Annotated in this window: 18 protein-coding genes; 14 read left to right on the plus strand and 4 right to left on the minus strand. The window is 67.2% G+C overall.

Going from position 1 to position 22,845, the window contains the following annotated elements; genetic code table 11:
- Positions 1–473: 473 nt before the first annotated feature.
- Positions 474–1,493, minus strand: coding sequence for a hypothetical protein (locus ACWCOV_RS26740; RefSeq protein ID WP_449832053.1), 1,020 nt, complete (start codon positions 1,491–1,493; stop codon positions 474–476).
- Between the two features lie 233 nt (positions 1,494–1,726).
- Here ACWCOV_RS26740 and ACWCOV_RS26745 point away from each other — a divergent pair, with 233 nt between their 5' ends.
- The 5 genes from ACWCOV_RS26745 (at position 1,727) to ACWCOV_RS26765 (ending at position 9,208) form a co-directional block, all read left to right on the plus strand.
- Complete coding sequence (locus ACWCOV_RS26745; protein ID WP_449832054.1) at positions 1,727–2,359, plus strand: hypothetical protein; 633 nt, start codon at positions 1,727–1,729, stop codon at positions 2,357–2,359.
- A gap of 378 nt (positions 2,360–2,737) precedes the next feature.
- The gene (locus ACWCOV_RS26750; protein ID WP_449832055.1) at positions 2,738–2,968 is read left to right on the plus strand and encodes a hypothetical protein; all 231 of its coding nucleotides are present in this window, start codon (positions 2,738–2,740) and stop codon (positions 2,966–2,968) included.
- 112 nt (positions 2,969–3,080) lie between these two features.
- The gene (locus tag ACWCOV_RS26755; RefSeq protein WP_449832056.1) at positions 3,081–4,277 is read left to right on the plus strand and encodes a DUF262 domain-containing protein; all 1,197 of its coding nucleotides are present in this window, start codon (positions 3,081–3,083) and stop codon (positions 4,275–4,277) included.
- Positions 4,264–5,343, plus strand: a complete 1,080-nt coding sequence (locus tag ACWCOV_RS26760; RefSeq protein ID WP_449832057.1) for a GTP pyrophosphokinase — start codon at positions 4,264–4,266, stop codon at positions 5,341–5,343. Before ACWCOV_RS26755 ends, ACWCOV_RS26760 begins: the two co-directional genes overlap by 14 nt.
- Positions 5,344–5,965: 622 nt before the next feature.
- Positions 5,966–9,208, plus strand: a complete 3,243-nt coding sequence (locus ACWCOV_RS26765; protein WP_449832058.1) for a hypothetical protein — start codon at positions 5,966–5,968, stop codon at positions 9,206–9,208.
- A 60-nt stretch (positions 9,209–9,268) separates the two neighbouring features.
- Here ACWCOV_RS26765 and ACWCOV_RS26770 read toward each other — a convergent pair whose 3' ends face one another.
- The 3 genes from ACWCOV_RS26770 to ACWCOV_RS26780 all read right to left on the minus strand — a co-directional run bounded on the left by ACWCOV_RS26770 (position 9,269) and on the right by ACWCOV_RS26780 (position 11,530).
- Positions 9,269–9,817 carry a flavoprotein gene (locus ACWCOV_RS26770; protein WP_449832059.1) on the minus strand — a complete coding sequence of 183 codons (549 nt, stop codon included), beginning with the start codon at positions 9,815–9,817 and terminating at the stop codon, positions 9,269–9,271.
- A 20-nt stretch (positions 9,818–9,837) separates the two neighbouring features.
- Positions 9,838–11,061, minus strand: coding sequence for a helix-turn-helix domain-containing protein (locus tag ACWCOV_RS26775; RefSeq protein WP_449832060.1), 1,224 nt, complete (start codon positions 11,059–11,061; stop codon positions 9,838–9,840).
- A 121-nt stretch (positions 11,062–11,182) separates the two neighbouring features.
- Positions 11,183–11,530, minus strand: coding sequence for a GntR family transcriptional regulator (locus tag ACWCOV_RS26780; RefSeq protein ID WP_449832061.1), 348 nt, complete (start codon positions 11,528–11,530; stop codon positions 11,183–11,185).
- A gap of 117 nt (positions 11,531–11,647) precedes the next feature.
- On the opposite strand from ACWCOV_RS26780, the gene ACWCOV_RS26785 reads away from it, so the two are divergent.
- From ACWCOV_RS26785 to mobF, 9 genes are all read left to right on the plus strand, one after another.
- Positions 11,648–11,899: a helix-turn-helix domain-containing protein gene (locus ACWCOV_RS26785; RefSeq protein ID WP_449832062.1), complete on the plus strand. Its 252-nt coding sequence runs from the start codon at positions 11,648–11,650 to the stop codon at positions 11,897–11,899.
- A gap of 113 nt (positions 11,900–12,012) precedes the next feature.
- Positions 12,013–12,441 (plus strand): hypothetical protein, encoded by a 429-nt coding sequence (locus tag ACWCOV_RS26790; RefSeq protein ID WP_449832063.1) that lies wholly within the window; start codon positions 12,013–12,015, stop codon positions 12,439–12,441.
- Positions 12,438–12,953: a Pycsar system effector family protein gene (locus tag ACWCOV_RS26795; RefSeq protein ID WP_449832064.1), complete on the plus strand. Its 516-nt coding sequence runs from the start codon at positions 12,438–12,440 to the stop codon at positions 12,951–12,953. The genes ACWCOV_RS26790 and ACWCOV_RS26795 overlap by 4 nt, the downstream gene beginning before the upstream one ends.
- Positions 12,953–15,244, plus strand: coding sequence for a type IV secretory system conjugative DNA transfer family protein (locus ACWCOV_RS26800; protein ID WP_449832065.1), 2,292 nt, complete (start codon positions 12,953–12,955; stop codon positions 15,242–15,244). Before ACWCOV_RS26795 ends, ACWCOV_RS26800 begins: the two co-directional genes overlap by 1 nt.
- Entirely contained in the window at positions 15,241–15,444 is a 204-nt protein-coding gene (locus tag ACWCOV_RS26805; RefSeq protein WP_449832066.1) for a hypothetical protein, read from the plus strand. The genes ACWCOV_RS26800 and ACWCOV_RS26805 overlap by 4 nt, the downstream gene beginning before the upstream one ends.
- Entirely contained in the window at positions 15,444–16,211 is a 768-nt protein-coding gene (locus tag ACWCOV_RS26810; protein WP_449832067.1) for a hypothetical protein, read from the plus strand. The genes ACWCOV_RS26805 and ACWCOV_RS26810 overlap by 1 nt, the downstream gene beginning before the upstream one ends.
- Positions 16,208–17,668 (plus strand): DUF2637 domain-containing protein, encoded by a 1,461-nt coding sequence (locus ACWCOV_RS26815; protein WP_449832068.1) that lies wholly within the window; start codon positions 16,208–16,210, stop codon positions 17,666–17,668. Before ACWCOV_RS26810 ends, ACWCOV_RS26815 begins: the two co-directional genes overlap by 4 nt.
- The gene (locus tag ACWCOV_RS26820) at positions 17,665–17,919 is read left to right on the plus strand and encodes a hypothetical protein (RefSeq protein WP_449832069.1); all 255 of its coding nucleotides are present in this window, start codon (positions 17,665–17,667) and stop codon (positions 17,917–17,919) included. Before ACWCOV_RS26815 ends, ACWCOV_RS26820 begins: the two co-directional genes overlap by 4 nt.
- Complete coding sequence (gene mobF, locus ACWCOV_RS26825; RefSeq protein WP_449832070.1) at positions 17,913–22,559, plus strand: MobF family relaxase; 4,647 nt, start codon at positions 17,913–17,915, stop codon at positions 22,557–22,559. Before ACWCOV_RS26820 ends, mobF begins: the two co-directional genes overlap by 7 nt.
- Positions 22,560–22,845: the final 286 nt, after the last annotated feature.

The following is a 22,845-nucleotide window of genomic DNA, read 5'->3' on the forward strand; positions in this document are numbered from 1 at the left end:
CGAACCCACGCCCGAACCCACGTCCTACTCCTCGTCCACGACCTCCACATCCGCGTCGTCGACGCCGCCACCGGCCAACTCCTCCGCGAACTGGTCCTCGACCCCAGCCGCGACTACCAACCCACCGGAAAACCACCCGGCCCCACCCCAAAACGCGACAGGTGAACCCACGAATCGTGGGTTCACCTGTCCGGTATGTCTGGAGACATCACACGGTGCCCCCGGCAGGATTCGAACCTGCGACCAACGGATTAGAAGGCCGCCGCACCGCGTGAACACCGGTCACTTGAGCCCTGGCAGCCAACAAGAGTCCGGGCTGTTTCAGACTCGAACAACTCTGCTACTCGCCAGTTCGTTCCAAAAAGTGTTCCAACGGTTCCAGGTCCGCGACCTCCGCAGAGCTGGCCTCGCGTCGTCCGGCGCCTTCGGCCGCGCCCGGCGGGACGTCGGCTACTGCGAGCCGCTGAGACTGGCTACGAGCCACCAAAATCCATCCCGTCTCTGCCGAGCTGCCAGCGGTGCGGCGTCGGCTGGACGAAGGCAGGATATGAGTGCAGCCCCCGCGTCACGTCCAGCAGTCCACGTTGGCGCGGCAGGTGAAGAGCGGCGACGATCTCTGTACGGGTCAGCGGCGATTCTGCCGTGGCGAGCATTCCAGCAATGCGACTCACGAGGTCCGGCCGCCGCGCGCCGCGCTCTGCTTCGCTCCAGGTCGACTCGGCTTCCTCAAGGCGCTTGGAGAAGGCGAGGAACGTCGTAGTCAGCCGCTGACCTAGTTCGACGCAAGTCTGCTTGCCGCGGCTCCAGATCTCTCTGACATCCGGGCTCCTGCGGTAAGCGGCGGCGCCGAGGCCTAGTAGGGCGATTGCCGCCAGCGTCCCGCCCATCGGACTAGCGCCGAGGTTCGCAAGACCGCGCATGGTCGCCAGGGCGCCGCGAGCACCAAGCGAGATCAGCAGGGACGCGCCGTGAACGTTCGTACGGCCGGTGTTCAGGGTCCGTACAACGTCGTAGAACTCGTTCCACTGTTCGTACGCCAGGCCGCTAGCCAAGATGTCACGGTCCTCAGCGATGATCACCGCAGGCGCAAGCAGCCCAGCAAGAACTAGCGTGGGGGCGTCGGAGGCGTCCCGCTCCGCCAGCGCTCGCGACTGCTCCGTTGTTGGAAGCCCGTGGGTGTCTACGAAATGGATGAGCGGCACGTAGGAGTCCCACCACAACTTTTCGAGCGCGGCCAACGTCACGCCTGCTCGCGGTGCCCGCTTGGCGAGCACACGCGGTACCTCAGCCCAAACGTGGTGTGCCGCATAGCCCCTCAATACGCCCACGAGCATCGCCAACGCGAGAGGAGACGGCTCGCCCTTGCGGGCCGATCGGATCACGTCGGTGGTCAGCGGGCCCGTGTCGAGAATGACCGGGCGGACACGGAGCAGACCGTAGAACGACGACGAACCTACGGCGAGTCGCTCGGTCTGTTCACCTGATGCTTGCATCAGACGAGGGTATGACTCCCGGGCTTGACCAAGCGAGCGACTTCCGCCGTCCCGCATCCGGTGCGGCGAACCGTGGCGCGGATGCGGGTTCAGTCGGCGTCCGCCGCTAGACTCATGCGGCTGAAAGGGCGCCGCTGGTTCGGCTGCTGCAGATGTGGGGGCCACCAGGTGCTTCATGCTCGGGCACGTGGGCCCCGTTGTAGCGACGTAGGTAGGAGGGGGAGTCTGCCGGGATGGACACCACGCTCGATGCGATCCGCATCCTCGTAGTTGGAGTGCTAGCCGAGATTGAGAAGGATCGGGTGCGCACGGACACGAAGATCAGAACGCTGGAGGCGGACGGCTTTCGGATCATCGATGGGGGACAGACTGGTGACCGCGACGATGCCGGTGAGGCGATATGGCAGAACATCGATTGGCGAACCAGGGAGGTCCTATCAGAGGGCGTGGGATACGAGGCTTACACGGCATCCGCGGACGAAACCTGGTACCACGTCGACCATGTCGACGATGGAGAGAAGTTCTTCGAGGCGCTCACGACACTCAAAGAATCGTCCGGACTGCCTCCATCGTTGGCTAGTGCGCTGACCGAGTGGGCAGAGGAAAATCCCGACGACGCGATCGAGTTGGTCAGCGCCCCGCCCGACAAGGATGCTGTCATGAGCCTCATCCACCTGGGCGCGTTCCACGGGTATGCGATCAGCTTTCGACCAACGCGCGACGAGCGATGGGAGGTCGGATGGATGCAAGGCCGGCATGGTGGTTGGTTCGGATTCACGGCCGACAGCCTGACGGAGGCGGCAAAGGAGGCAGTTGCAAAGGATCTGCCGGATCTGCTGGCCGAACGGTCCAGCGACGGCCAGTAGCCGAGTAGGTTAGGCGGCCTCATCGCTGCCTGCGGAAGCGGTTAGGGATGTGGACTGGTGTTTTAGTGAACCCCCAGCGGGGGCGCGTGGACCGCGACACGGTGACGGCGGCGTATGCCGTCCGGTGACGTACTTGTCCCCGCGGCGGGCGTGGCGCCACACGTGCTCATCGACCCCGAGGACCTTCACACCGTTCAACCGGGCGGGATCGTTGATCAGCACCCGTCGGCCCTCGGCGACCGTGTCGCGCCCCCGGCGTTCTAAGAGATCGGCTGGCAGACGCTTGACCGCGCGCTGCGGTGACCTGGGTTAGCAGCTACCTGGGGGACAGGGGCAAGAATGGCCCTGCGCAAGATTCGATCGATGGAGGGGATCTAAATGTGGTTGTCGACCGACAGCGGGCTGGTCAACACCGCCGCAGTTCAGTTGATTAGCGTCCGCAGGCAGGGGCAAGTCGACGAGTACGCCGTTGTCGCATTCATGCTCGGAGGTGACGAGGTCGTTCTCCGGGGCAGTCTGACTGAGGCGGAAGCCAACGTCGACCGGCTGACCAAGAAGCTAAAGGCGGTTGACGCTGAGGCTAAGCCCGGACAGGCCTGGGCGCTGTAGCAACTCGGCCAGGCGCGGTGCCCCCTGGGGTGCCCGGAACAGCCGTCAACGACCCGCGGCCAGAGCATGTTCGGCGCACGGGATGCGGGTCGTTCGGCTGTCTGCACCTGAGGTGACGGAGCCGGTCACGGAGTCGGAGATCCTGTTCATCGGCATTGGACTTGAAGGCGACCCCGGGGTGGCGGCCACGGCGTTTCGGCCAGACTTCGCTGTGCTCGAAGGTAGATTATTGCTAGATATCCAATATGGTGACAGAAATCTCACAGAAAGTCGAAACTTCGTGGCAACACGCCGAACTACGACGAAAGACATAGGCTTGCTCTTCCAGTTGTATGAGGAGGGTCAGTTGAAGCTGACCACCGAGTATCAACGGAACAGTGTGTGGCCGCGCGCCGCGAAGGTCTATTTGATTGATTCGATTCTTAGAGAGCGCCCGATCCCTCCACTACTCGTCCAACGTCACAGCGCCGCAGGCGGAGGTCGTGTAGGGTACGAGGTGATCGATGGTCAGCAGCGGTTGCGCACCGTATTCGAGTTCTTATCGAATCGGTTTCGATTGAATAGTACCGCCGGGGAAGATAGGGCCGCGAAGCGCTTCAAGGACCTCTCTAGGGGCGACCAGGACCGTATTCTCGACTATGACTTCGTCGTCGAAGAACTGTCTGGCTACAGAGCTGAAGATATTCAGGACATTTTCGTTCGCTTTAATCGGTTCGTGGTTACGCTGAATCAGGCGGAGATTCGGAACGCGAGAGAGCGCGGCGCGTTCGCAACCTTCGTGGAGAAGGTCGGGGGCTGGGACTACTGGGTCGAGAATCGCATCATAACGCCTCAGCAGGTGAAGCGTTACAGGGCGGTTGAGTTCGCGGCCGAGCTGATCATTCTTTTGGCCGAGGGACCGCAAGATAAGAAGTCCTCCATAGACATTTGGTATCAGCAATATCGTGACGACTTCCCTGAGGGTGAAGAGTTGGAGAAGCGCCTCCGCTCGTACCAGCAGTGGATTGCAAATGCGGTTCCGAACCTTTCGCGTACCCAATACCGCCGACCCGTGGACTATTATGCACTGATTGGTGCTTTGGATTTGGTAACGGCCGCTGGAACCGCGCTAGAGGAGTTGGATGCTACGCAGGCGGGTGTTCGGCTGTCAGCCTTCGAGGACGACCGGTCGTCCGAGGAGCCATCTAGCATCGCAGTCAGATACCTTACTGCTGCCAGTCGGCAGACGGATAACTTGAGGCCACGCGAGACGCGGATCGAAATACTGAGCCATCTTCTGGCTGGGGGAACTGTCAGTGGACTCGAATGACAGTCTTGCGTTTCATGAGGAATACGCCCAAAAGTTCGACTTCTACAAAGATTACGCATCTGTCGTCTCGGAGTATCTGACTACCACGCTGCAGGATGCTGGCTTTAGTGTGCATGCGGTCTTCGCTCGGGCGAAGGACCCCCAGGGCCTTCTCGAGAAGATGCAACGCAAGGCCTACGACTCGCCAGGTGACCAAATCACTGACCTGGTCGGCGCCAGAATTATCACCTACTACAGTGATGAAGTGGACGGAGTGGCGGCCTTCATTCGCGGGAGTCTGGCGATTGTCGACGAGGATCGGAGTGTCGATAAGCGGAGTGATTTGTCAGGTAAAGAGTTCGGCTACCGATCAGTCCACGTTATCGGCACACTTCCAGAGGAGTGGCTTGCGCTGCGAGGGCTCCCAGTCGAAAACCCGCTGATGTTTGAAGTACAGATTCGTAGCCTCCTAGAACATGCGTGGGCGCAAATTGAGCACGAAGTCGTCTATAAGGCAGGTGTCAACTACCCGGATGCCTTTTTGAGGCGATTTCACGCAATTGCTGGCACCTTGGAGATACTAGATCGGGAATTCATTGAGCTCCGCGAGCACAAACATCATATAATCGACGCACACAAAGATAAATTCCAGTCGCTGGATGAGTTGCAGATCGAATTTGACTCAGCACGATTGATAGCATTCTTGGAGGTCAACAGGCCACATGGACTTGGTTGGCGTGTCGACGGAAAGTCAAACAAAGCGTTTGCGCCGCACAGCGAGAACGCCTGTGTGAGCGCATTAAAGGCCGCAAGACTGTCGACGCCCCAGAAGTTGCTCGAGTGGTTGGGTCGCGAGGAATTGCGCGCCGCAGTCGAGCGATTCGCGGCCGACGCCGGAAGTACGCCGAGTGAGTGCTCACACTACGCTCTATGTTTGCTCGCGGCGGCGACCGCGGATCAGAGTGTGCCGAGCAGGTTCCCTGATCTCTACGGTTACGAGTTGGCGATGGCACTTGCAGAAGAACAGGAAACGGAATCTCCAGACCTTGCAGAAGAACAGGAAACGGAATCTCCAGACGCCGAGTGAACATATCGAGGTGCTGGGCGTGTGGTGATCGCAGCTGAGGAGCCTTGCGGTGCGAAGCGGCGTGCCGAGTTGCGGAAGCACTGCGGTCGGCCGGCGTCCGCCGGACGTCGGCTGAGACTTAGGCGCACCGCACGAGTGTTTGTGCGTGGCTCGATAGCGACCATAGGCAGCGGTCCGCAATAGGCGCGACGACAGATCCGAGGGCCGACGCGCGGTTTAGGAAGCCGAGGGACCCCGTCGACACCAATCTCGCAAGCCTATCTAGCCATCCCCGCTGAACATTCCCTCGATCCGGTCCGCCAGCGGCAGTGAAGCCTTGCCGCCGCAGCCGTCGGCAATCCGAGAGTCCCCCACACATGTGGCCAAACGCCAGCGACTGATGGGAACCCCGAGTTGGAGCCCCGGAGAGATCGTCCCGCGGCCCCGATTTCAGCCTCAGGAGCTGCGCTTGGCTCGGTTCTCGGCCAGGCGTTCCACAGCACCTACGGCGGCAGCAGGGAGAGGGACGACCTCAGCAGACTGCTCGAACGCTAGGATCGCACCAAACCCCAGGCTGCCGGGTCGGTTCTTGAAGATCAGAGGAGCCAGCTCGTCGCGTTCTCGAGCGGAGACACTCATTGCGATGGACGCCGAAAAAGACCTCGTCGTCGAGGATCTCACCCCGCCCACGCTGTCGGCGGCCGGTGAGCAGCCCGTCTTCACACGTGGTTTAGCGAAGGGTCTCCCCTTCGCCGCCCTTCGATGGGAGAATTTCGAGCGGCTGCTGCACCGGATCGCCCGCGAATCACTGGGCTGGACAGACGTCCACACCTACGGCACACGCGGGCAGAAACAGTTCGGCATCGACGTGGTCGGTCGGCAGCCGGACGGCACCCGCGGCACCATCCAATCCAAGCGGTACCAGTCCTTCGACGAAGCCGACCTCATCAAGGCGCTCGACGCGTTCGACCCCGATGGGCTGCCAGTCGGAAACGTGGAGCGGTTGATCGTGGCGACCTCAACCGTGGCGGATCGCCGCCAGATCGTCGACACGCTCGCTGCCCGCCAAGATGAGCTTGAGGCAGCCAATGTCAGGTTGCAGCTGGAGTTCTGGAACGCTGGACACCTAGATGAGATGTTGCGCCCCCGAGCCGATCTAGTAACGGAGTTCTTCGGCACTGAGGCGGCTAAGCAGTTCTGCGGCTACCGCCCTGCCATCATCCCACCCGCAAAACCACAGAACGCCGTGATCGCAGAGATGGTGGTCCGCGGCCCGACGAGCGACCAGGCCGTCGCGGCCGAGCTGACACGAGCGGCCGAGCTTATGGAGGCGAGTGACTTCGAGGGCGCGGCCGGGCACTTCACGGCCGCACAGGAAATGCTAGTAGCGCATGGGTTTCCGGGCCACGCGCAGATGCTCGACGAAAGGCTGTCGGAAGCCCTGGTCGCGGCAGGCCGCCGCAGGGAGGCCGCGCTTATGGCTGCGGGGGGCTTCTGGGAGGCCGTAGAAGTGGCGGACTCGGACTCCGCCCATGTGGCCGCCCGTCGACTCGCGGCGCTGGCAGGCAACACGGCAGCACTCAGCGGCCCGGACCTCGAGAACGATGATTCTAAGGAAGAAGCCGCGGGGGCCAGCGACGAACAGACCGAACTCGCGGACGACATTCAGCTCCTCCACCAACTATCTGAGATCGCCGCCGAGGTGCTCGGCCAGCCGGTCGGGACCGTTGCCACCGCGGTCGATGACGATGTCCTGGCCAAGTTGATCGCTTCGACACTTGCCGACCGTGAGCTCGTTGAACCGACCTGCCGGCTGCTCGCATTCCTCGCCGAGACCTCTGGGTCGCTGCCGCTCGACGACTGGACGGTGCAACACGCCGACCTGCTCCGAAGGGCTTTGGGCCACCTTGAACCCAGGCCGGACGACGCGGCTGGCTTGCAGTTGTGCCGTCGGCTCGAGATGGAGCTCGCAAGGTCCGTCGACGGGTGGACCAACTTACTCAGCGCGGCGGCCAGACGTCAGATGTCACGGCAAGACCGGGCCATCGTCCAGGCGCGGGCAGCATTGTCTGCGGCGGATCGGGGTGAGTTCGAGGATGCGGACGTTCTGTGGCAAGAGGCCGTGGAGTCAGCCTGTCTGGACGGCAACGACTCCGATGCGGCCGAGTGGGTCTACGCGCGCCGCAATGTCAAGTTGGCGACCCAGCGCTTTCCTGTCGGCGCCTTCGAGGACGACCGGCTCGCCGCCGCCCTGCGCAACCTTGGTGGTGGCGACCGTCAAGCAGTGGTGACACGGATCGCCGCCAACGTCAGCGAAGCAGCGCTCGGCGGCCGATGGCGTGAAGCAGCGCTCGCCGGACGTGCCTACCTGAGGCTCGCTTACACGGCTGGTAGCTGGAGGCAAGTGGGGCACGCGGCAGGACTGCTCGCCCGCGTTTACAAGCACAGCCAAGAGCACGACGAGGCCGTGCGCCACTTGGTGGCGACCGGCGCCGCCAAGGAGGCAGCCGAGCACGTGGCCAGCATCGGCGACAGGTACGTCGACGTGACGAGCTTTCTCGACCACCCGTCACCGTTAGTACGGGGTTCCGCTTTCAAGGCCCTGAGCCGCGAGGCGGACCTGCTGCCTGACGACCAGGTCGCTACGGTTGTGACAACTGTCGTCCAGTTTGCGAGGTCGGCGGTGGCTGCAGGTGCTCTGCCGGTGCCGCAGCACAACTGCTTCCTGGCCGCACTCGAGGTGCTGGCCGGACTGGCCAGGCGCCTCGACCTCGACGCGAGCCGACAGTCGATTGCGCTCCTCGGCCCATTCCTTGTACGTGAGCCCGGCAGGCACCTCGCCACCGACGATAGCGTGCTGCGGATCCTTAACGGGATCGGCGTCACGCATCCGGACTTGACCGAGGAAGTCGTCGAGCTGGTGATAAACCTGCTGGCGGACGACGCGCTCGTTGACACCGTACGTCGCCGGGCTCTTCCAGTGCTGCGACATGCCACCGACACGGTGGTCCCGCGGTTGCAGGAAGCGTTGAATGATGGCGCGGGTTCGGCCGTCGCAGCCCTGCTCGCGGTCCTCCACCCCGAACCAGAGCTCGACCCAACCCGGGAGGTGGTCGCTGCCGCCAGGCAGCGGCTGCTGGAGGATCCCGACCTTGACCCCGACACCGGACACCTAGGTACCAACGCAATCAACGATTCGCTTTTGCTTGCAGGGTTTCCCGCTGACGAACGCCAACGGATGATCGTGGCGCTCCTACGCAGGGTTGAGGACGAGCCGCCCATCAAGGCAGTCAACTGGCCGGACTATCTGATTGCCGCGTTCAACCTGGCCAGTGGCCTGGCGCCGGCGCCTGAACTCTTCGGCCGCGCGCTGACGCTGGCCGGAACCGTTCCTGACGCAGATGGCCGGATCTTCGATGACTCACCACTGGCCCTGGTGCAAATGTCGGCACTAGAGCGTGACTCACGGCCGGCGGCGGCAGCTCTCGCCGCCCGCCTGGCCTCCACGACAACCCAACGACAGGCCGTCGAACACGTGTGCCTTGGCATGCTGCCCTGGCGCGGTGACGACGACGGTCGGCACCTGTTGCTCGCCTTCAGAGAGTTGCCCGAGATACAGGATCTCCACCTCTTGGTCAGCCAAGGGACCGCAGGGCTTCGCGCGCTGGCGGCTCAGGCCTGGGTGCGGGACGGTGCTCTCGACTCGGGCATCGGTTCCCGCCTCGCCACGGACGGGGACTACCGGGTCCGCATGGAGTTAGCTGCAGCCTTGGCTTCGGCTGCAACGCATGGACCGCTATCGGGGCCAGCGAAGGAGGTCGTCAGCATCCTGCAGCGCGACGCGCGACACTCGGTGCGTGTGCGCATCGCCCAGCTTGTGATCTGACGTTCAACGGCCACCGTAGCTCCCCGGTTCCCGGTGCGAGCCCTCCCCCCGAGGTTGACGTCAGGGGCGGGGCGGGTTGGCCTCGGCGATTGAGTTCTCGATGGCGGCGCGGATCGCGGACCAGGGGAGTTGCTTGCCAGGAGCACTGCGTGGGGTGTGGAGCGGCCAGACGTCTTCGCCATACACGAGGTGTACGCCAGCCGCGGTCAGGGCGTCGATGTGCTGGTTCCACGCAGGCTGGCCAGCGTGCGCTGCGTTGATCCGAGGAAACACCACCACAGGCGGCTTGTGGCCGCCGATCGCTTCGCAGACCTGGGTCAGAGCCTGGTTGTCGGCGATCCCGAGTGCCAGCTTGGCGACGAAGTTCGAGGTGGCTGGCACAACGGCGTAGCAGTCGACGGCTGGGTGCGGGCTTTGCTCGTCTGGTACGCGGGGTGCGCTGCGGACCGGGAGCGAGGTCACTGCTTCGATCTTGTCGCGTTCCCCGCTCGCCTCCAGCCACACGGCGGCGGTTGGGGTCAGCGTGACGGCGACCGTCCAACCGTCCTCGAGTAGCGGCTCGATCAGCCGCTCGCGGACCTCTTCGATCCCGCCGGCAGCGGCGCACACGAGACCGAGGGTCCGGCCGGTCACTGGACCGCCCGGCAACGCTCGGCGAGCGCCAGGATTTCGGAACCTCTGCCGCCCGTACTCGGAGTGCGTCGGTGAATGTCTCGAACGATCTCCCGTACGGCGGGGTTGTGCCGCACGAGCTGAGGGGATTTCGCCTCGGCGGCGAGGAGCGCAGTGATTGCCTCGTCGTCTTGGGCTGCGTAGCTGTGAGCCCGCGCCAAGTCGATGCCGTGCGCGACTTGGCGGACAGTGGGAAGGACGGATGAGTCGATCCGTGGACCGTGCTCGGTCACGAAGTTGATGTCTCCCAGGTCGAGCGCCGACGACAGCCGATGAAGCATGACGTTCGTCGGACCGAATGAGGTCTGCCAGTAGTTGGCGTCCGAGCCGAGCTGATCGGCTGCGGACTCGGCGGAGGCGAGCAGTTCCGTCACCGTAGCTCGGTCGCCACGGCGTGCTGCGGCAGTTGCCATGCGGAGATCGAGCATGCCGAGCAGGCTTAGTGCCGCCGGGTCCAATTCGCGCACCCGGCCGGTCAGCCAGGAACGCGCAGTCCTTCCGAGCTGGATCGCGTCGTCGTACCGCCCGACGGCCAGTAGCGCGTGCGTGCCGGCACGAGCGGCTGAAGCTAAGACAAGCGGATCGTCCGAGTTGTCCGCCGCATTCATGGCTCGCTCGGCCGCGATCCACGACAGATCGGACTCGCCGATCTTCGTCAAGGTGGTCGCAGCAAGGTGATGCACTCGGGCTGACACGGCGGCGCCTTGACCACCGTTCGATCGGTCAGCCTCCAGCGTCTGGCCGGCGCGGATCAGTCCAGGCAACATTTCGACCGTCCGGCCGATCCGGCCCTCTTGGTAGTGGTGCCAGGCGCCTTCGGTGAGGCTTGCGACCTGCCTGATGTCTGGCGGCCGGGCGGCCTGTTCATCGGCGAACAGCACACGAGACAGGCGACGCGGTTCCATCAGGGCGTCGCGGATTGCTGGCACATCGTCGTGCTGGTTGTCGTCTTCAAGGAGCACCGGTTGTCCGAGAAGGTCCGCGAGTGACACTCGCAGGGCCGAAGCCAGCTCGGCGAGCACGTCCAATCGGCGAATCTCGCGCTCGCCACGTTCGATCTTGCTAAGCCAGTCCTCAGTTCGGCCGACCAGACTGGCCAGCACCGACTGCGTGAGGCCACGGCGAGCGCGGTAGAAGGCGACGCGCTCGCCGATGCTCAGGTGATCGCCTGCTCCTCGCATGACCACAACGATAGTTCAGCGAGCCTGAGGACTACCCGGACAGTTTGTCCGGGTGCCGGAAGCAACACCAGTGTCCACTAGTTCCCATGAACACAGGAGCCACGCTGGTCAGCCTTCCCTGTCAGGTCTGCGGAGCATCGCTGGTACCCAACTGCCTCTCGACGGCGGCAAGTCGCTGGCTCAGCTCCTCCACCATCCTGCGCAACGAGGCCAGGTCCTCGGCGGGCGGGCGATCCCCAGACGCCGCGACGAAGACGCCTCGGCCCTGCTGGCTGTACACCAAGCCCTCCGCGCGCAGCTGGTCGACCGCTTTCTGGAGCGTCATGAGTGCGACGCCCCACTCGGCAGCCAGCTCGCGACCTGACGGGAGCTTGCTGCCGGCGGCAAGCTCGCCTGACTGGATGGCTCGCCGAAGCCCGTCTGCCACCTGGGCGTACGGCGGTCGCGGGTCGTTCGTCTCCACCTTCATGCATCAAAGGTAGTCGACCTAGATAGCTAGATCAGTTGTCGCCCGAACTCTTGTACAACAAAGTGACCTAGGTTAACCTAGGTCAACCTAGCTAAAGTCAGCAAAGGAGTGGCACCCATGAATCACGACATGACGACGAGTGAAGGCAGCCCCAGGCGGTTCCTCAGCATCGCCGAGGCCGCCGCTGAACTCGGACTGTCCGAGATGACGCTCTATCGGCTGATCCAGGCGAATTCGTTTCCCGCCGTTCGGGTCGGACGCCGGGTGTTCATCCCCAGCAAGGCGTTGGACGACATGCACGCCGAGGCGCTCGCCACGGGCCGCGTTGTCGATGCGGCCGAGTGGCAGTCCAGCCAGGTCGCTGGATGAGCGGCCCGTCGCCGACACGCCATTCCAGCGAGCAAGACCGGCCCCGCACAGGCGCCAACCAGAACAGGGCCGGTTCTCCCATCACTCAGCCACGAGTTCGAGAGGTCTACAGCATGACTGACGCGGTACAGCCTGGCACCGAATGGGTGCCGGCGATTGGGAAGTTGGAGGAGTTGCAGTCGGAGCACGCGGCGGTGATTCAGGGGTTGTTCGAGCTGGCCGCGTTCGTCGCTGACCACCCGGAGCTGCCAGCGCCGAAGGTTCGGGCGGTGTGGTTCCCGCCGTACGGCGTCGGCGACGATGCGGCGCAGTATGCCGCCAGCCGGGGTCTGGTGGACAGCGTGGCGCGGGCATGTGGATCGCAGCCGAAGACGAGCGCCGGGGGAACGCACTACGACGTGAGCACGCAGATGGGTCCTGTCGAGGTCACCAGTTTCGCGATCACACCGGAACACATGGCGCAGCACCGTGCGCACATGTCGTACAGCGACAACGTCAAGCCCGCGACGGCTTCGGTTGAGGCGGCCGGGGGTGCGCGATGAGCGAGCGTACGCAGCTGGATTTGGCGTGGCGGATGCATGATTCGGCCGCTGCGGCGATCGACAAGGCGGACACGAAGGCGGGTTTCGCGGCGACGGTCGAGACCGCGCTCGCGGCGGTCGTCCTGACCCTGGTCTCTCAGTCGCACGACGACCCGCTGGCCGCGCGGGTGTTGTTCGGGGTGGCGCTGGTGGCGTTGGCGGTGGCGTTGGGTTCGGCGCTGCTGGTGGTGGTGCCGCGGTTGCACCGCCCGGCGGATGCGCTCGTGCCGGGGGAGTTCTTGTACTTCGGTGCGGTCCGTCGTCGGTCGGTCGAGCAGCTGCTCGACCGTCACATCGACCCGCAGCTCACGGGCGACAAGGTGGCTGGCCCGCTGGTCGCGGTTACGCATCAGGCCAAGCGGCTCGCGGACATCGCGTGGACCAAGCATCGGTGGCTGCGGGTGTCGTTCCTCGCCGCCGTGGCTGGTGCGGTGTTCGCGGTGGCCGGTGTCCTGGTCGGTGGTGCGCGATGATGCGGCGGCCGACCCGGACCGAGGGTGTGCTGGTGCCGCGGTTCACCATGGCGATGGTCGCGCTGACCGGCGGCGGTGTCGCGGCGGTGGCGTGGGACAAGACGCCGGGCCTGGTGGAGGCGGGCTATTGGGCTGCCGCGGCCGGGGCGGTTGGTCTGGTGACCGCGGGGCTGTTGTTTTGGCGGTTGATGCACGGCGCGCTGATCGCGGCCCCGTTGTGGGTGCTGCTGGCCGGCGCGATCGGGTTCCGGTTCAGCGCCCCCGGTGGCGCTGCCGGATGGGTGATCGCGGCCGGCGTGCTAATGGCCGTGACGCTGGGTCTGGTGGCGGTGAACCGCCCGGTCGGTTGCGGTCTCGCGGTCGCGTTGTGGCTGGGCTACGCCGGGTTCGTGCTGCGTGCGCTGCCGGAGTCGATGGAGGCCTCGGGCCGGTGGTGGGTGCTGTTGCTCGCCGCAACGGTGGTGCTGCTGGCGACGGCGGGGTTCACGCTGCGGTCGCGGTCGAGCTCGCGGGGTCTGCTGCGCCGGCTGGGCCGCGCGGGACGGGTGACGGATGGTTTGGCGTCGGCGTGGGATGTGCACCGCACCGCGTCGGCGCGGATGCTGCGCCGCAAGGCCAAGCAGGTCCGGCCGTCGCTGGCCGAGGTGCCGGTGTGGAAGCGGCGGTTCGTGCCGCTCACGGAGCTGGGGACGACGGTCGCGACGGTCGGCTGGGTGAAGGTCCGTTCGAGCGCTGAAGACCACACGTTGACGGTGGCTGGGCCGCGGGCCGGGAAGACCGGCCTGGTGATGGGGCACCTGCTCGACGCCCCGGGCGCTGCGATCGTGACGTCGACCAAGACCGACGTCCTCGATGTCACCCGCAACCTGCGCAGCCGGCGTGGGCCGGTGTGGGTGTTCGACCCCGACGGACTCACCGAGGACGGGTCGACGATCACGTTCGACCCGCTGGCAGGGTGCAGCGACCGCGCGGTGGCGATGGACCGTGCCTCGGACCTGCTCGACGGGGTCGGCGCGAAGTCCGACGATGCCGAGCACTGGCTGAACCTGGCGCGGCAGGCGCTAACCGCGTTGATGCACGCCGCCGCGCTCGGCGGCTACACGATGTCCGACGTACAGCGCTGGGTCGCCCACCCCGACAAGCAGGCCGCGGCGGACGTGGACTACGAGCTGCGCGCGGTGGGCGCGGTCGGGTTCGAGCAGCAGGCCAAGCAGTTCTTCAACAACAACGACCGCACCCGCTCCAGCATCTCCACCACGATCATGCCCGCACTCTCGTGGCTGTCCGTCCCGGCCGCGGCGGCTGCCGCGGCACCGGGCGGGCCGGGGTTCGACGTTGCGCGGCTGCTCGCCGAGACCGGCACCGTCTACCTGCTCGGTGCGGAGGACAAGAAGACCGCGCCACTGGTGACCGCGTTGACGGCGCACATTGCGCGGTCGGCGCGGGCGATCGCGGTCAAGACGCCGGGGCGCCGGTTGGAGCCGCAGTTGACGATGGTGCTGGACGAGGCCGCGCTGATCTGCCTGATCCCGCTGGATGAGTGGACCGGTGATTTCGGGTCTCGGGGGATCACGCTGCACATCGTCGCCCAGTCCCGCGCCCAGTTGCGGGATCGGTTCGGTGAGGCCGCGACCGGGTCGTTGATGACCAACGTGACCACGAAGGTCGTGCTCGCCGGGACCAGCGACGACGACGACCTGCAGTTCTGGTCCACACTGTGCGGGTCGCGGCTGGAGCAGACCGCGACCAAGGACCGCACCACCGGTGGCGTGTCGATCAGTGACCGGCACGTGCCGGTGCTCACTCCCGGGCAGATTGCCCAGCTCCGCGCCGGACAGGCGCTGATCATCACCCGGGGCATGCCGCCGGCGATCGGGCGCGTACAGATGGCCTGGAACCGCCGCGACCTGCGCCGCGAACGCTTCCACAACCGCCCCGCCGTCCAGTGGACCAGCCGCAACGCGGCCCGGGTCGAGGAGTGGGTCGGTGCCCGACTGATCGGAGGCTGCGTCTGGCTGCGTGACCACGCGCTGACCGGGTCCGCGCACCTCGACACCGCTACCCGAAGAGTCGCGCACCGCGTCCTCGCGCCTGTCGTACGGCGGGTGGTTGCCGGGGTGGACGCCACGGTGACCTGGTTGGAGGCGACCGACCCGGCTCGCGAACTGCTCGCCCGGCTGCGGCTGGCCGGCGCGATGCGCAAGGCCCGGGCTGCCCTCGCCGCCCGTGACACGGATCGTCCGCGCGAGCTGGTCGCCCCGGACCGCGACAACGACGGGAGCCGGCCATGACGACGCCGATCGAGAGCGCGGCCGACGAGCTGCGCGCCTACTACGGCTGCGCCGAACTCGAGCAGGCCACCGGGCTGCGCGCGGTGCTCGCCTTTGACGAGGCCGGCCGACCGACGGGGCGGGTCGCGATCGACCCGGACGATTTCCGCGACTGGCTGGACGACTACACCGCCGACCTGTTCCAGGGAGACGACGACTGATGCGCTACGACGACGAGAAGGATCCCGGCACCGCCGCGCTGGCGGCGGTGGCTGGGCTGGCCCGCTCGGTCGAGGCCCTGACCCGCGACGTGGCCGCGATGAAGACCGGTCTACGGCAGACCGCGTCCAAGACGGCGGTCGCCAGGTTGAACGACACGGTCGCGTCGCTGGGCAACACGGTCGCCTCGTTCGAGGAACTCCTGACCCGGCTCGCCGCCGCCAAGCCCAGCAACGGCAAGCCCGCCGACGGAAGCGACGTGGAGCCGGTGCGGTCGTGGCTGCGGATGCCCGAGCACGACCCGGCGGCGGTCGAAGCCGTGCTGAGTGAGTTGCTTCCGTGGATGGAATCCACGTATCTGCGGTACGCGACGGCGCGCGAGACGCTGCCGCCGTGCTGGCTGTGGCACCCCGACATCGTCGAGGAACTCCTGTGGCTGATGGACACCTGGACCACCGCCTACGACAGCGACGAGGCGTCGAACAAGCTCGTCGGTGACTGGCACGACCGCCAGCGCCCCGGCGTCACCCGCCGCATCGGCGAGTACGCCGAGTCCTGCGACGTACTCGCCCACCGCGACACCGCCGGACACCCCGCCGTCACCGTCCCGCTCGCGGCCGACGCGGACCCGTTCGTGACCTGGTGGACCACCAGCCGCACCACCCACGGCCCGGCGCCGACACCGGACCAGATCAAGGCCGGGCGCCGCGGCGGCCTGACCGCCGTACCGAACTCGGCGCCGAACTCGACCGCTGGAGGTCACCGATGACTGCGCACTTCCTCAACCTGCCCGACGTGTTCGAGCCGGGCGCGGTGACGTGGCCGATGCTCGCCGCCGGCGCCGCCGGACTGCTGGCCCTGACCGCCTCGGTGATCGGCACGGTGTGGGCGGTTCGGCGTACCGTCGGCGCGGTCACCAACGCGGTCGCCGCTGGACGGCTGACGACCCGGCGGGTGCTGATTGTGGTCGCGGTCGTCGCCGCGCTCGGTGTGGCCGCGATCGGCGGTGCCCGGTCGTTCGACGCGGTGTCGGACAAGTTCGACAGCCCGCTGGTGCCGTTGGTTGCCGACGGCATGATCGTGGCCTGCACCGCGCTGCGGCTTGCCGCCTTGACTCGCGGGTGGCGGATTCCGGGTGCGCTGGTGACGACGTATGTGTTCATCGGCGGCACCGTGTGGCTGAACGTCGACACCGCGCACGGCATCGCGGACGCGGTCGCGCACGCCCTCGCCCCGCTGGCCTATGCCGTGCTGGTCGAGATGCTGGCGCATCTGCTGCGGCTGCATCTGCGGCTCGCCCAGCCGGCCCGGGCCAAGCTCAGCGCGCTCACGTGGTTCACGTCGCCGGTGATCACCACCCGCGTATGGCTGCACCTGTCCCGGACCGGTGCCGATGACCCGGCCGCGGCCCGGGCGCTGGTGCAGCAGGTCGTCCGGATGGCGTCGCGGTTGGCGACCCTGTGCCCCAGCCACAAGCTGTGGCCATTCGACGCCGCCCGGAACGCACGCACGGCGTGCTTGCAGACGATCCGCGACGGCCTCCTGTCCGCCGGCGACCTCGCCAAGCTCCTCCCGGCCACCGGTCCGCTGACCCCGGGGGAGCTGCTCGCCCTGGTCGACTCCGCCGCCCTCGGCCTGACCACCCCGGGCCACCGCACCGGCGAAGCTACCGGCGACGACTCGTCCGAACCGAACGCGAACCAGACCGGCGCACCGGTGTGGCTGGTCGCCTACCTACTCGGTGCACTCCGTACCGCACCAGTGCAGGCTGCGACCCGCACCGCACCGAGCGCACCAGTGCACGACGACCCCCTCACCAGTGCACCCGCACCAGTGCACCCACCGCACCGCACCGACACCCGCACTGCGGCCCGGACCGAGGCGGGGTCGGTCAACGGCAATGACGACCGCACCGACGACGAACTCCTGGCCGTGGTGCGCCAGCACTCGGCCGCCGAGCACGGCGGTGCGCCGATGAGCCAGCGCGCGATCCGGCGCGTTACCGGGGTCGGCACTCCACGCGCGAAGCGGCTGGCCGAACTGGCGGGGTGGGCCGAGCCCACCGACCCCCACGACGACGCTTCACCAGTCGCCGAGACACAGGTACGCGGACAACTCCAGCTCGTCACGGAGCCCGGTGAGAACCCCACCGAACGCGAGACCGAGACCGAGACCGATGAGCACACCGCCAACAGCCGCGAATTCGAAACGAGCAGCAGCCGATGACCAACACCGAGAAGACCCGATCAGCAGCCAGCAGCCAGGACAGCAACGCACCCGAAGTCACGACGACAGAACCGACGATTCAGCAGCCGATAGCAGGCAGCAGCAAGACCAAAGAACTGAGTACACACCCATGCATCACGATCAAATGGAGCCTCGACTCCGCTTCGCGTCGTCGTATCGGCACGCCGCCTCCGGCGGCCGGCGGCGCTGCGGCGGCGGTCGCGGCGAGGGTTGGGGGTGCCTCGTGCTGAGCGTGCGCAGCGGTCACAGTGCCAGCTATCTGACCGGTTCGGTCGCGGCGGGGCGGGAGAACTACTACACCGGTGCCGTGGCGGCCGGCGAGCCGCCAGGCCGGTGGTTCGGCAAAGGGGCGGAGGCTCTTGGTCTGTCCGGAGAGGTTGACAACCAGGACATGACCGCGCTGTACGAGCGGTTCATCGACCCGCGCGACGACGCGTTCCGCGACCCGTCACGGTGGGACGAGGCCGAGACGCTCGGCCACACCGGGCGCGCGTACAAGTCCGAGGAGCAGGTGTACGCGGCTGCACTGGCCAAGGAGCCCGGTGCATCCCCGGAGCGGCGCGCCGAACTGCGTGCACTGGCTGGCAAAGCGGTGCGCAAGAACGTCGCGTTCCACGACGCGACGTTCAGTCCGCAGAAGTCGGTGACGGTGCTCCACACCGCGTTCGAGGCCCAAGAGGTGCAGGCCCGCACCGCCGCCGATGCGGCCCGCGTTGCACTGGCCGAGGCCGAGCGCACCGGTGACAGTGAAGCAGTGCACCGCTACCGCACTGCGGTGCGGCAAGCGGAGCAGGGAGCGGTGCAATGGAGCGAGCACCGCCAGGCGGTCGAGGACGCGATCTGGGCCGGGAACAACGCTGCCCTGAACTATCTGCAGGACAAGGCCGGTTACACCCGCGTCGGCCACCACGGCGGTGCGGCCGGGCGGTGGGCCGACACCCACGACTGGACGATCGCGTCGTTCTTCCAGCATGACAGCCGCGAGCACGACCCGCAGTTGCACATCCACAACGCGATCCTGAACCGCGTGCAGGGACCCGACGGCAGGTGGCGCACGCTCGACGGGCAGGCGCTGCACCGCTACGACAAGGCCGCCGGCGCGGTCGGCGAGCGGGTCATGGAGCAGCACCTGATCAAGAGCCTCGGTGTGCAGTTCGCGACCCGGCCCGACGGCAAGTCCCGGGAGATCGTCGGGATCGACCAGGCCGCCATGGACCTGTTCTCTTCGCGCCGCCGGGCGATCACGAAGAAGACCGCGGCGCTGGTGGCCGCGTTCGAGAAGAAGTTCGACCGCGCGCCGAACAACCTGGAATTGGCCTACATCCAGCAGGAGGCGACGCTGGCCACGCGCAAGGCCAAGTCGCACCACGGCGAGACAGTGGAGGAACGGCTGGCGCGCTGGGACGCCGAACTGCGCGCCGAGGTCCGCGGGGGGCTCGGGAAGGTCGCCGCCGACGTGCTCGCGTTGCGGCAGCGACAGTGGCTGCCCGGGCGGATCAACGAGGCCAAGGTGCTCGAGACGGCCCTGGCCGAGGTGCAGTCTAAGCACGCCACCTGGCGCGCTCCGGACCTGACCCGCGCAATCAGCAACGCGCTGCCCGACAACCTCGGCAACATGAAACCGGACAAGATCGCCCGGTTGCTGGACCGGCTGACCGAGCGCGGTATCGCGCTCGCGCAGCAGGTCGATGCCCGGCACCTGGGCCAGACCGGCGCGCTGCCGGACGAGCTTCGCCGTGCCGACGGATCGTCGGCCTACTCAGCTCCCGGCGCGGAGCGCTACGTCACACCCGATCACCTGCGGGCCGAGCGGCAGCTCGCCAAGGCTGGTTATGCGCGCGGCGCGGTGGCGATGACCGCGGCCGACACCGATGTATTCGTGAAGAAGCTCACGGCGGCCGGGCTGGAACTCGGCGACGACCAGGCCGCTGCGGTGCGCGGCATCCTCAGCTCAGGGGCGAAGGTCGAGACCCTGATCGGCCCGGCCGGCACCGGCAAATCCCGCGTGGTCGGCGCACTGGCGAAGGCCTGGGAAGACCCGGAGCTGTGGGCAGGCCAGCAGCACCGCATGGTGGGGCTGGCCGCGTCTCAGGTCGCCACCGAAGTACTGGCCGCCGACGGCGTCACCGCACAGAACATCACCCGCTGGCTGGCGACGCAGCAGCGCCTCGCTGATGGCTCGGCTGCACCCACTGACCGGACGTGGGCGATGCGCGAGGGCGACCTGGTCGTGGTGGACGAGTCTGGCATGGCGAGCACCGGAGACCTGACCCAGATCCAGGCGCACTGTGACGCCGCGGGCGCGAAGCTGCTGCTGGTCGGTGACCACCGCCAATTGGCCGCGGTCGGTGCCGGCGGCGGGATGGAACTGGTTGCCGCCGGCGCGCTGACCCACGAGCTGACCGAGACCCGCCGCTTCGCCGCCGACTGGGAAGGCCCGGCGTCGCTGCGGCTGCGCGACGCCGACGAGTCGGTGCTGGCCGAGTACCACAAGCAGGGCCGCATCCTCGACGGCGGCCACCTCGAAGCCGCCCAGCGGTCAGCAGCCGATGCCTGGCTGGCCGACCACCTCAATGGGCTGCACTCGCTGCTGATTGCTGACACCAACGCCCAGGCCGCCGAGCTGTCCGCGCAACTGCGCGGCCGGCTCATCGACTACGGCCTGGTTGACGACACGCGTACCGCGTGGCTGGACTCGACCGGCAACCGCGTCGGCAAGGGCGACCTGATCCAGACCCGGCTGAACGCCTGGCACTTGGAGGGGTATCAAGGCAACAAGCGGGCCGCGTTCAACCGCGACGAGTTCCTCGTGACCGAGGTCCTGGACGACGGGGGACTGCGGGTCGCGCCGCTGATCCGCGGCACCCGGCGACCCGTTGCAGGCGAGACGATGGTGCTGCCGGCGAACTACGTGCGGCAGTGGGTCGCGCTCGGCTACGCCGCCACCGTGCACTCCTCCCAGGGACTGACGGTGGACTCCAGCCACCTGGTCGCCACCCAGAACACGTCCGTGTATGCGCTGTATGTCGCGATGACCCGGGGCCGGGTCGCGAACACCGTGCACGTCGTCACCCAGTCACTGGCGAGCCAGGCCGAGTACGGGGAGACCGGCGCGGCTGCGAAGCACTCGCCGCTGTCGGTGCTGCGTCGCGCGTTCGAGCTGGACGACCCGCAACTGTCGGCGTTGCAGGCCGCGGCCGAGTCCGCCGCCGAAGCCGACCGCCTGCGCACACCCGCCGAACTGCTCGCCGACGGGATCGCACTGGCCACCGCAGGGCGCACCGCCCGTTGGCTGGACGAGCTCGCCGACTCCGGTGTGCTCACCGCCGATCAGCGAACCCAACTGGCGATCGAGGACGGTGCCGGCACACTCGACAACCTGCTGCGCCGGGTCGAGTTGGCCGGCCACGACCCGCGCCAGGTGCTGACCGAGGCGATCCAGCGCCGATCGCTGCACGACGCCCGCAAGATCAGCCACGTTGTCCAGGACCGGATCAAGAACACCACCCAGTCCGACCCGATCGGCGACACCTTCACCGACCGTCTGCCGCAGGTCGAGGACCCGCGCTGGTCGGACTACCTGACCAGCCTCGCATCCGAGGCCGACGCCCGCGTCAACCAACTCGGCGAGCAGGTCGCCGAGCAGCAGCCGCAGTGGGCCGTCGAAGCGTTCGGCCGCGCGCCCGCTGACCACGGCGCAGAGCGTGACAACTGGGTACGGCGAGCCGGCACGGTCGCCGCCCACCGCGAGACCATTGGCCATGAGGCCAGCGACGACGCGCTCGGCCCGGCACCCAAACCCGGCCAAGTCGAGCAGTACGCCTCGTGGCGCGCAGCCTGGCGCGCCCTCGACCGACCCGAGGCCGACCGGGCCGAGGCCGAGATGTCCAACGGCCAACTGCGGGTTCGGGTCCGCGCCCTGCAACGCGAAGAGGCGTGGGCGCCGCCCTACGTCGGCGAGGAACTCGCCGGCACCCGGCAGGCCGCCGAACGCGAACGGCGCACCGCCGCCCTGCACCTCGCGGAAGCCGACGCCAGCGACGACGCCGCGACGCAAGACCGACTCCGCACGGAGGCCGAGCAGGCCCAAGCCCTCGCACAGGCCCTCGACGCCCGGGCCGCCGAGCTGACCGTCGCTGACGAAGCGCGCGCCGTCTGGTGGGCACACACCGCAGAAACCCGCGCCGCCGCCGAGCGCGCCGAGGCCGAGCTGGAGGCCCGCGGCATCGACAACACGGACGACGGGCCGACTCCTGAGGAGTGGCTCGACATCGACGCGGCCGAAGCTGCCGAGGACGAGCACCGCGAGGTCACAGACGAGCACGAGCTGGCCGACGTCGCGCAGCAGCGCGACGCCGACAGGATCGAAGCCGTTCCCGGTGACGAGTTCGTGGAGGCGGAGCTGGTCAACAACCAGCTAGCCAGTTCGAGCGAAGCGGAACTGCACGAGGCTGCCGACGAGGTCCCCGATGCGGAGATCGTCACCGACGACAACACCAGCCACGACAGCAGCCACGCGCTGACCGAGGAGCAGGCGGCCGTTCGAGAGAGTCAGGCGCCGGCCGACATCCGCGAGGTCGCCGCCGGCGAGGAACGGGTGGCGGAGTCGGACATGCCGCGGGTTCCGTCTGCGGACGAGACGGCCGAAGCGGTGCGCCGTGCGCAGCGGGCGCTGATCGAGATTCAGCACCGCCGCGAAGCCGAAGAGCGTCACGCCGACGCCGAGGCCGAAGCCCGGGCCGAGGAGCTCGCCCGGTGGCACGCCGACGACATCACCGCTGAGCAGGCCAACACTGCCAGCGTGTCCGCGGCCGATCAGGCCACGGACGATCCCGGGCCAGCGATGGAGCTCGGCCGCTACGACGACTGACCGCGTGTAGTTCAGGCTCTCCCGCCCCTGGCGGGCGGGAGAGCACCCCGGCCTCCGGCCGGGACGAAAGCCCTTCTGTGGCTGGGGTTGGTGGGCGGCTAGCGGACCAGGCCCACTCCACCCACGTTGGTTCCGGCAGTTCTCACCTGGAGGACAAACCGCGTCCACCAGCTGACAACGACCGAAACCAACTTGGGCGGAGCCTCTGACCCGGCCCGCTGTGCGGCAGTAGCCGGCAGGCCCCAAAGAACGGGGCTGCCGCCAACACAAGCCCACCAGCGACAAG

It is taken from the genome of Kribbella sp. NPDC002412 (assembly GCF_053592935.1).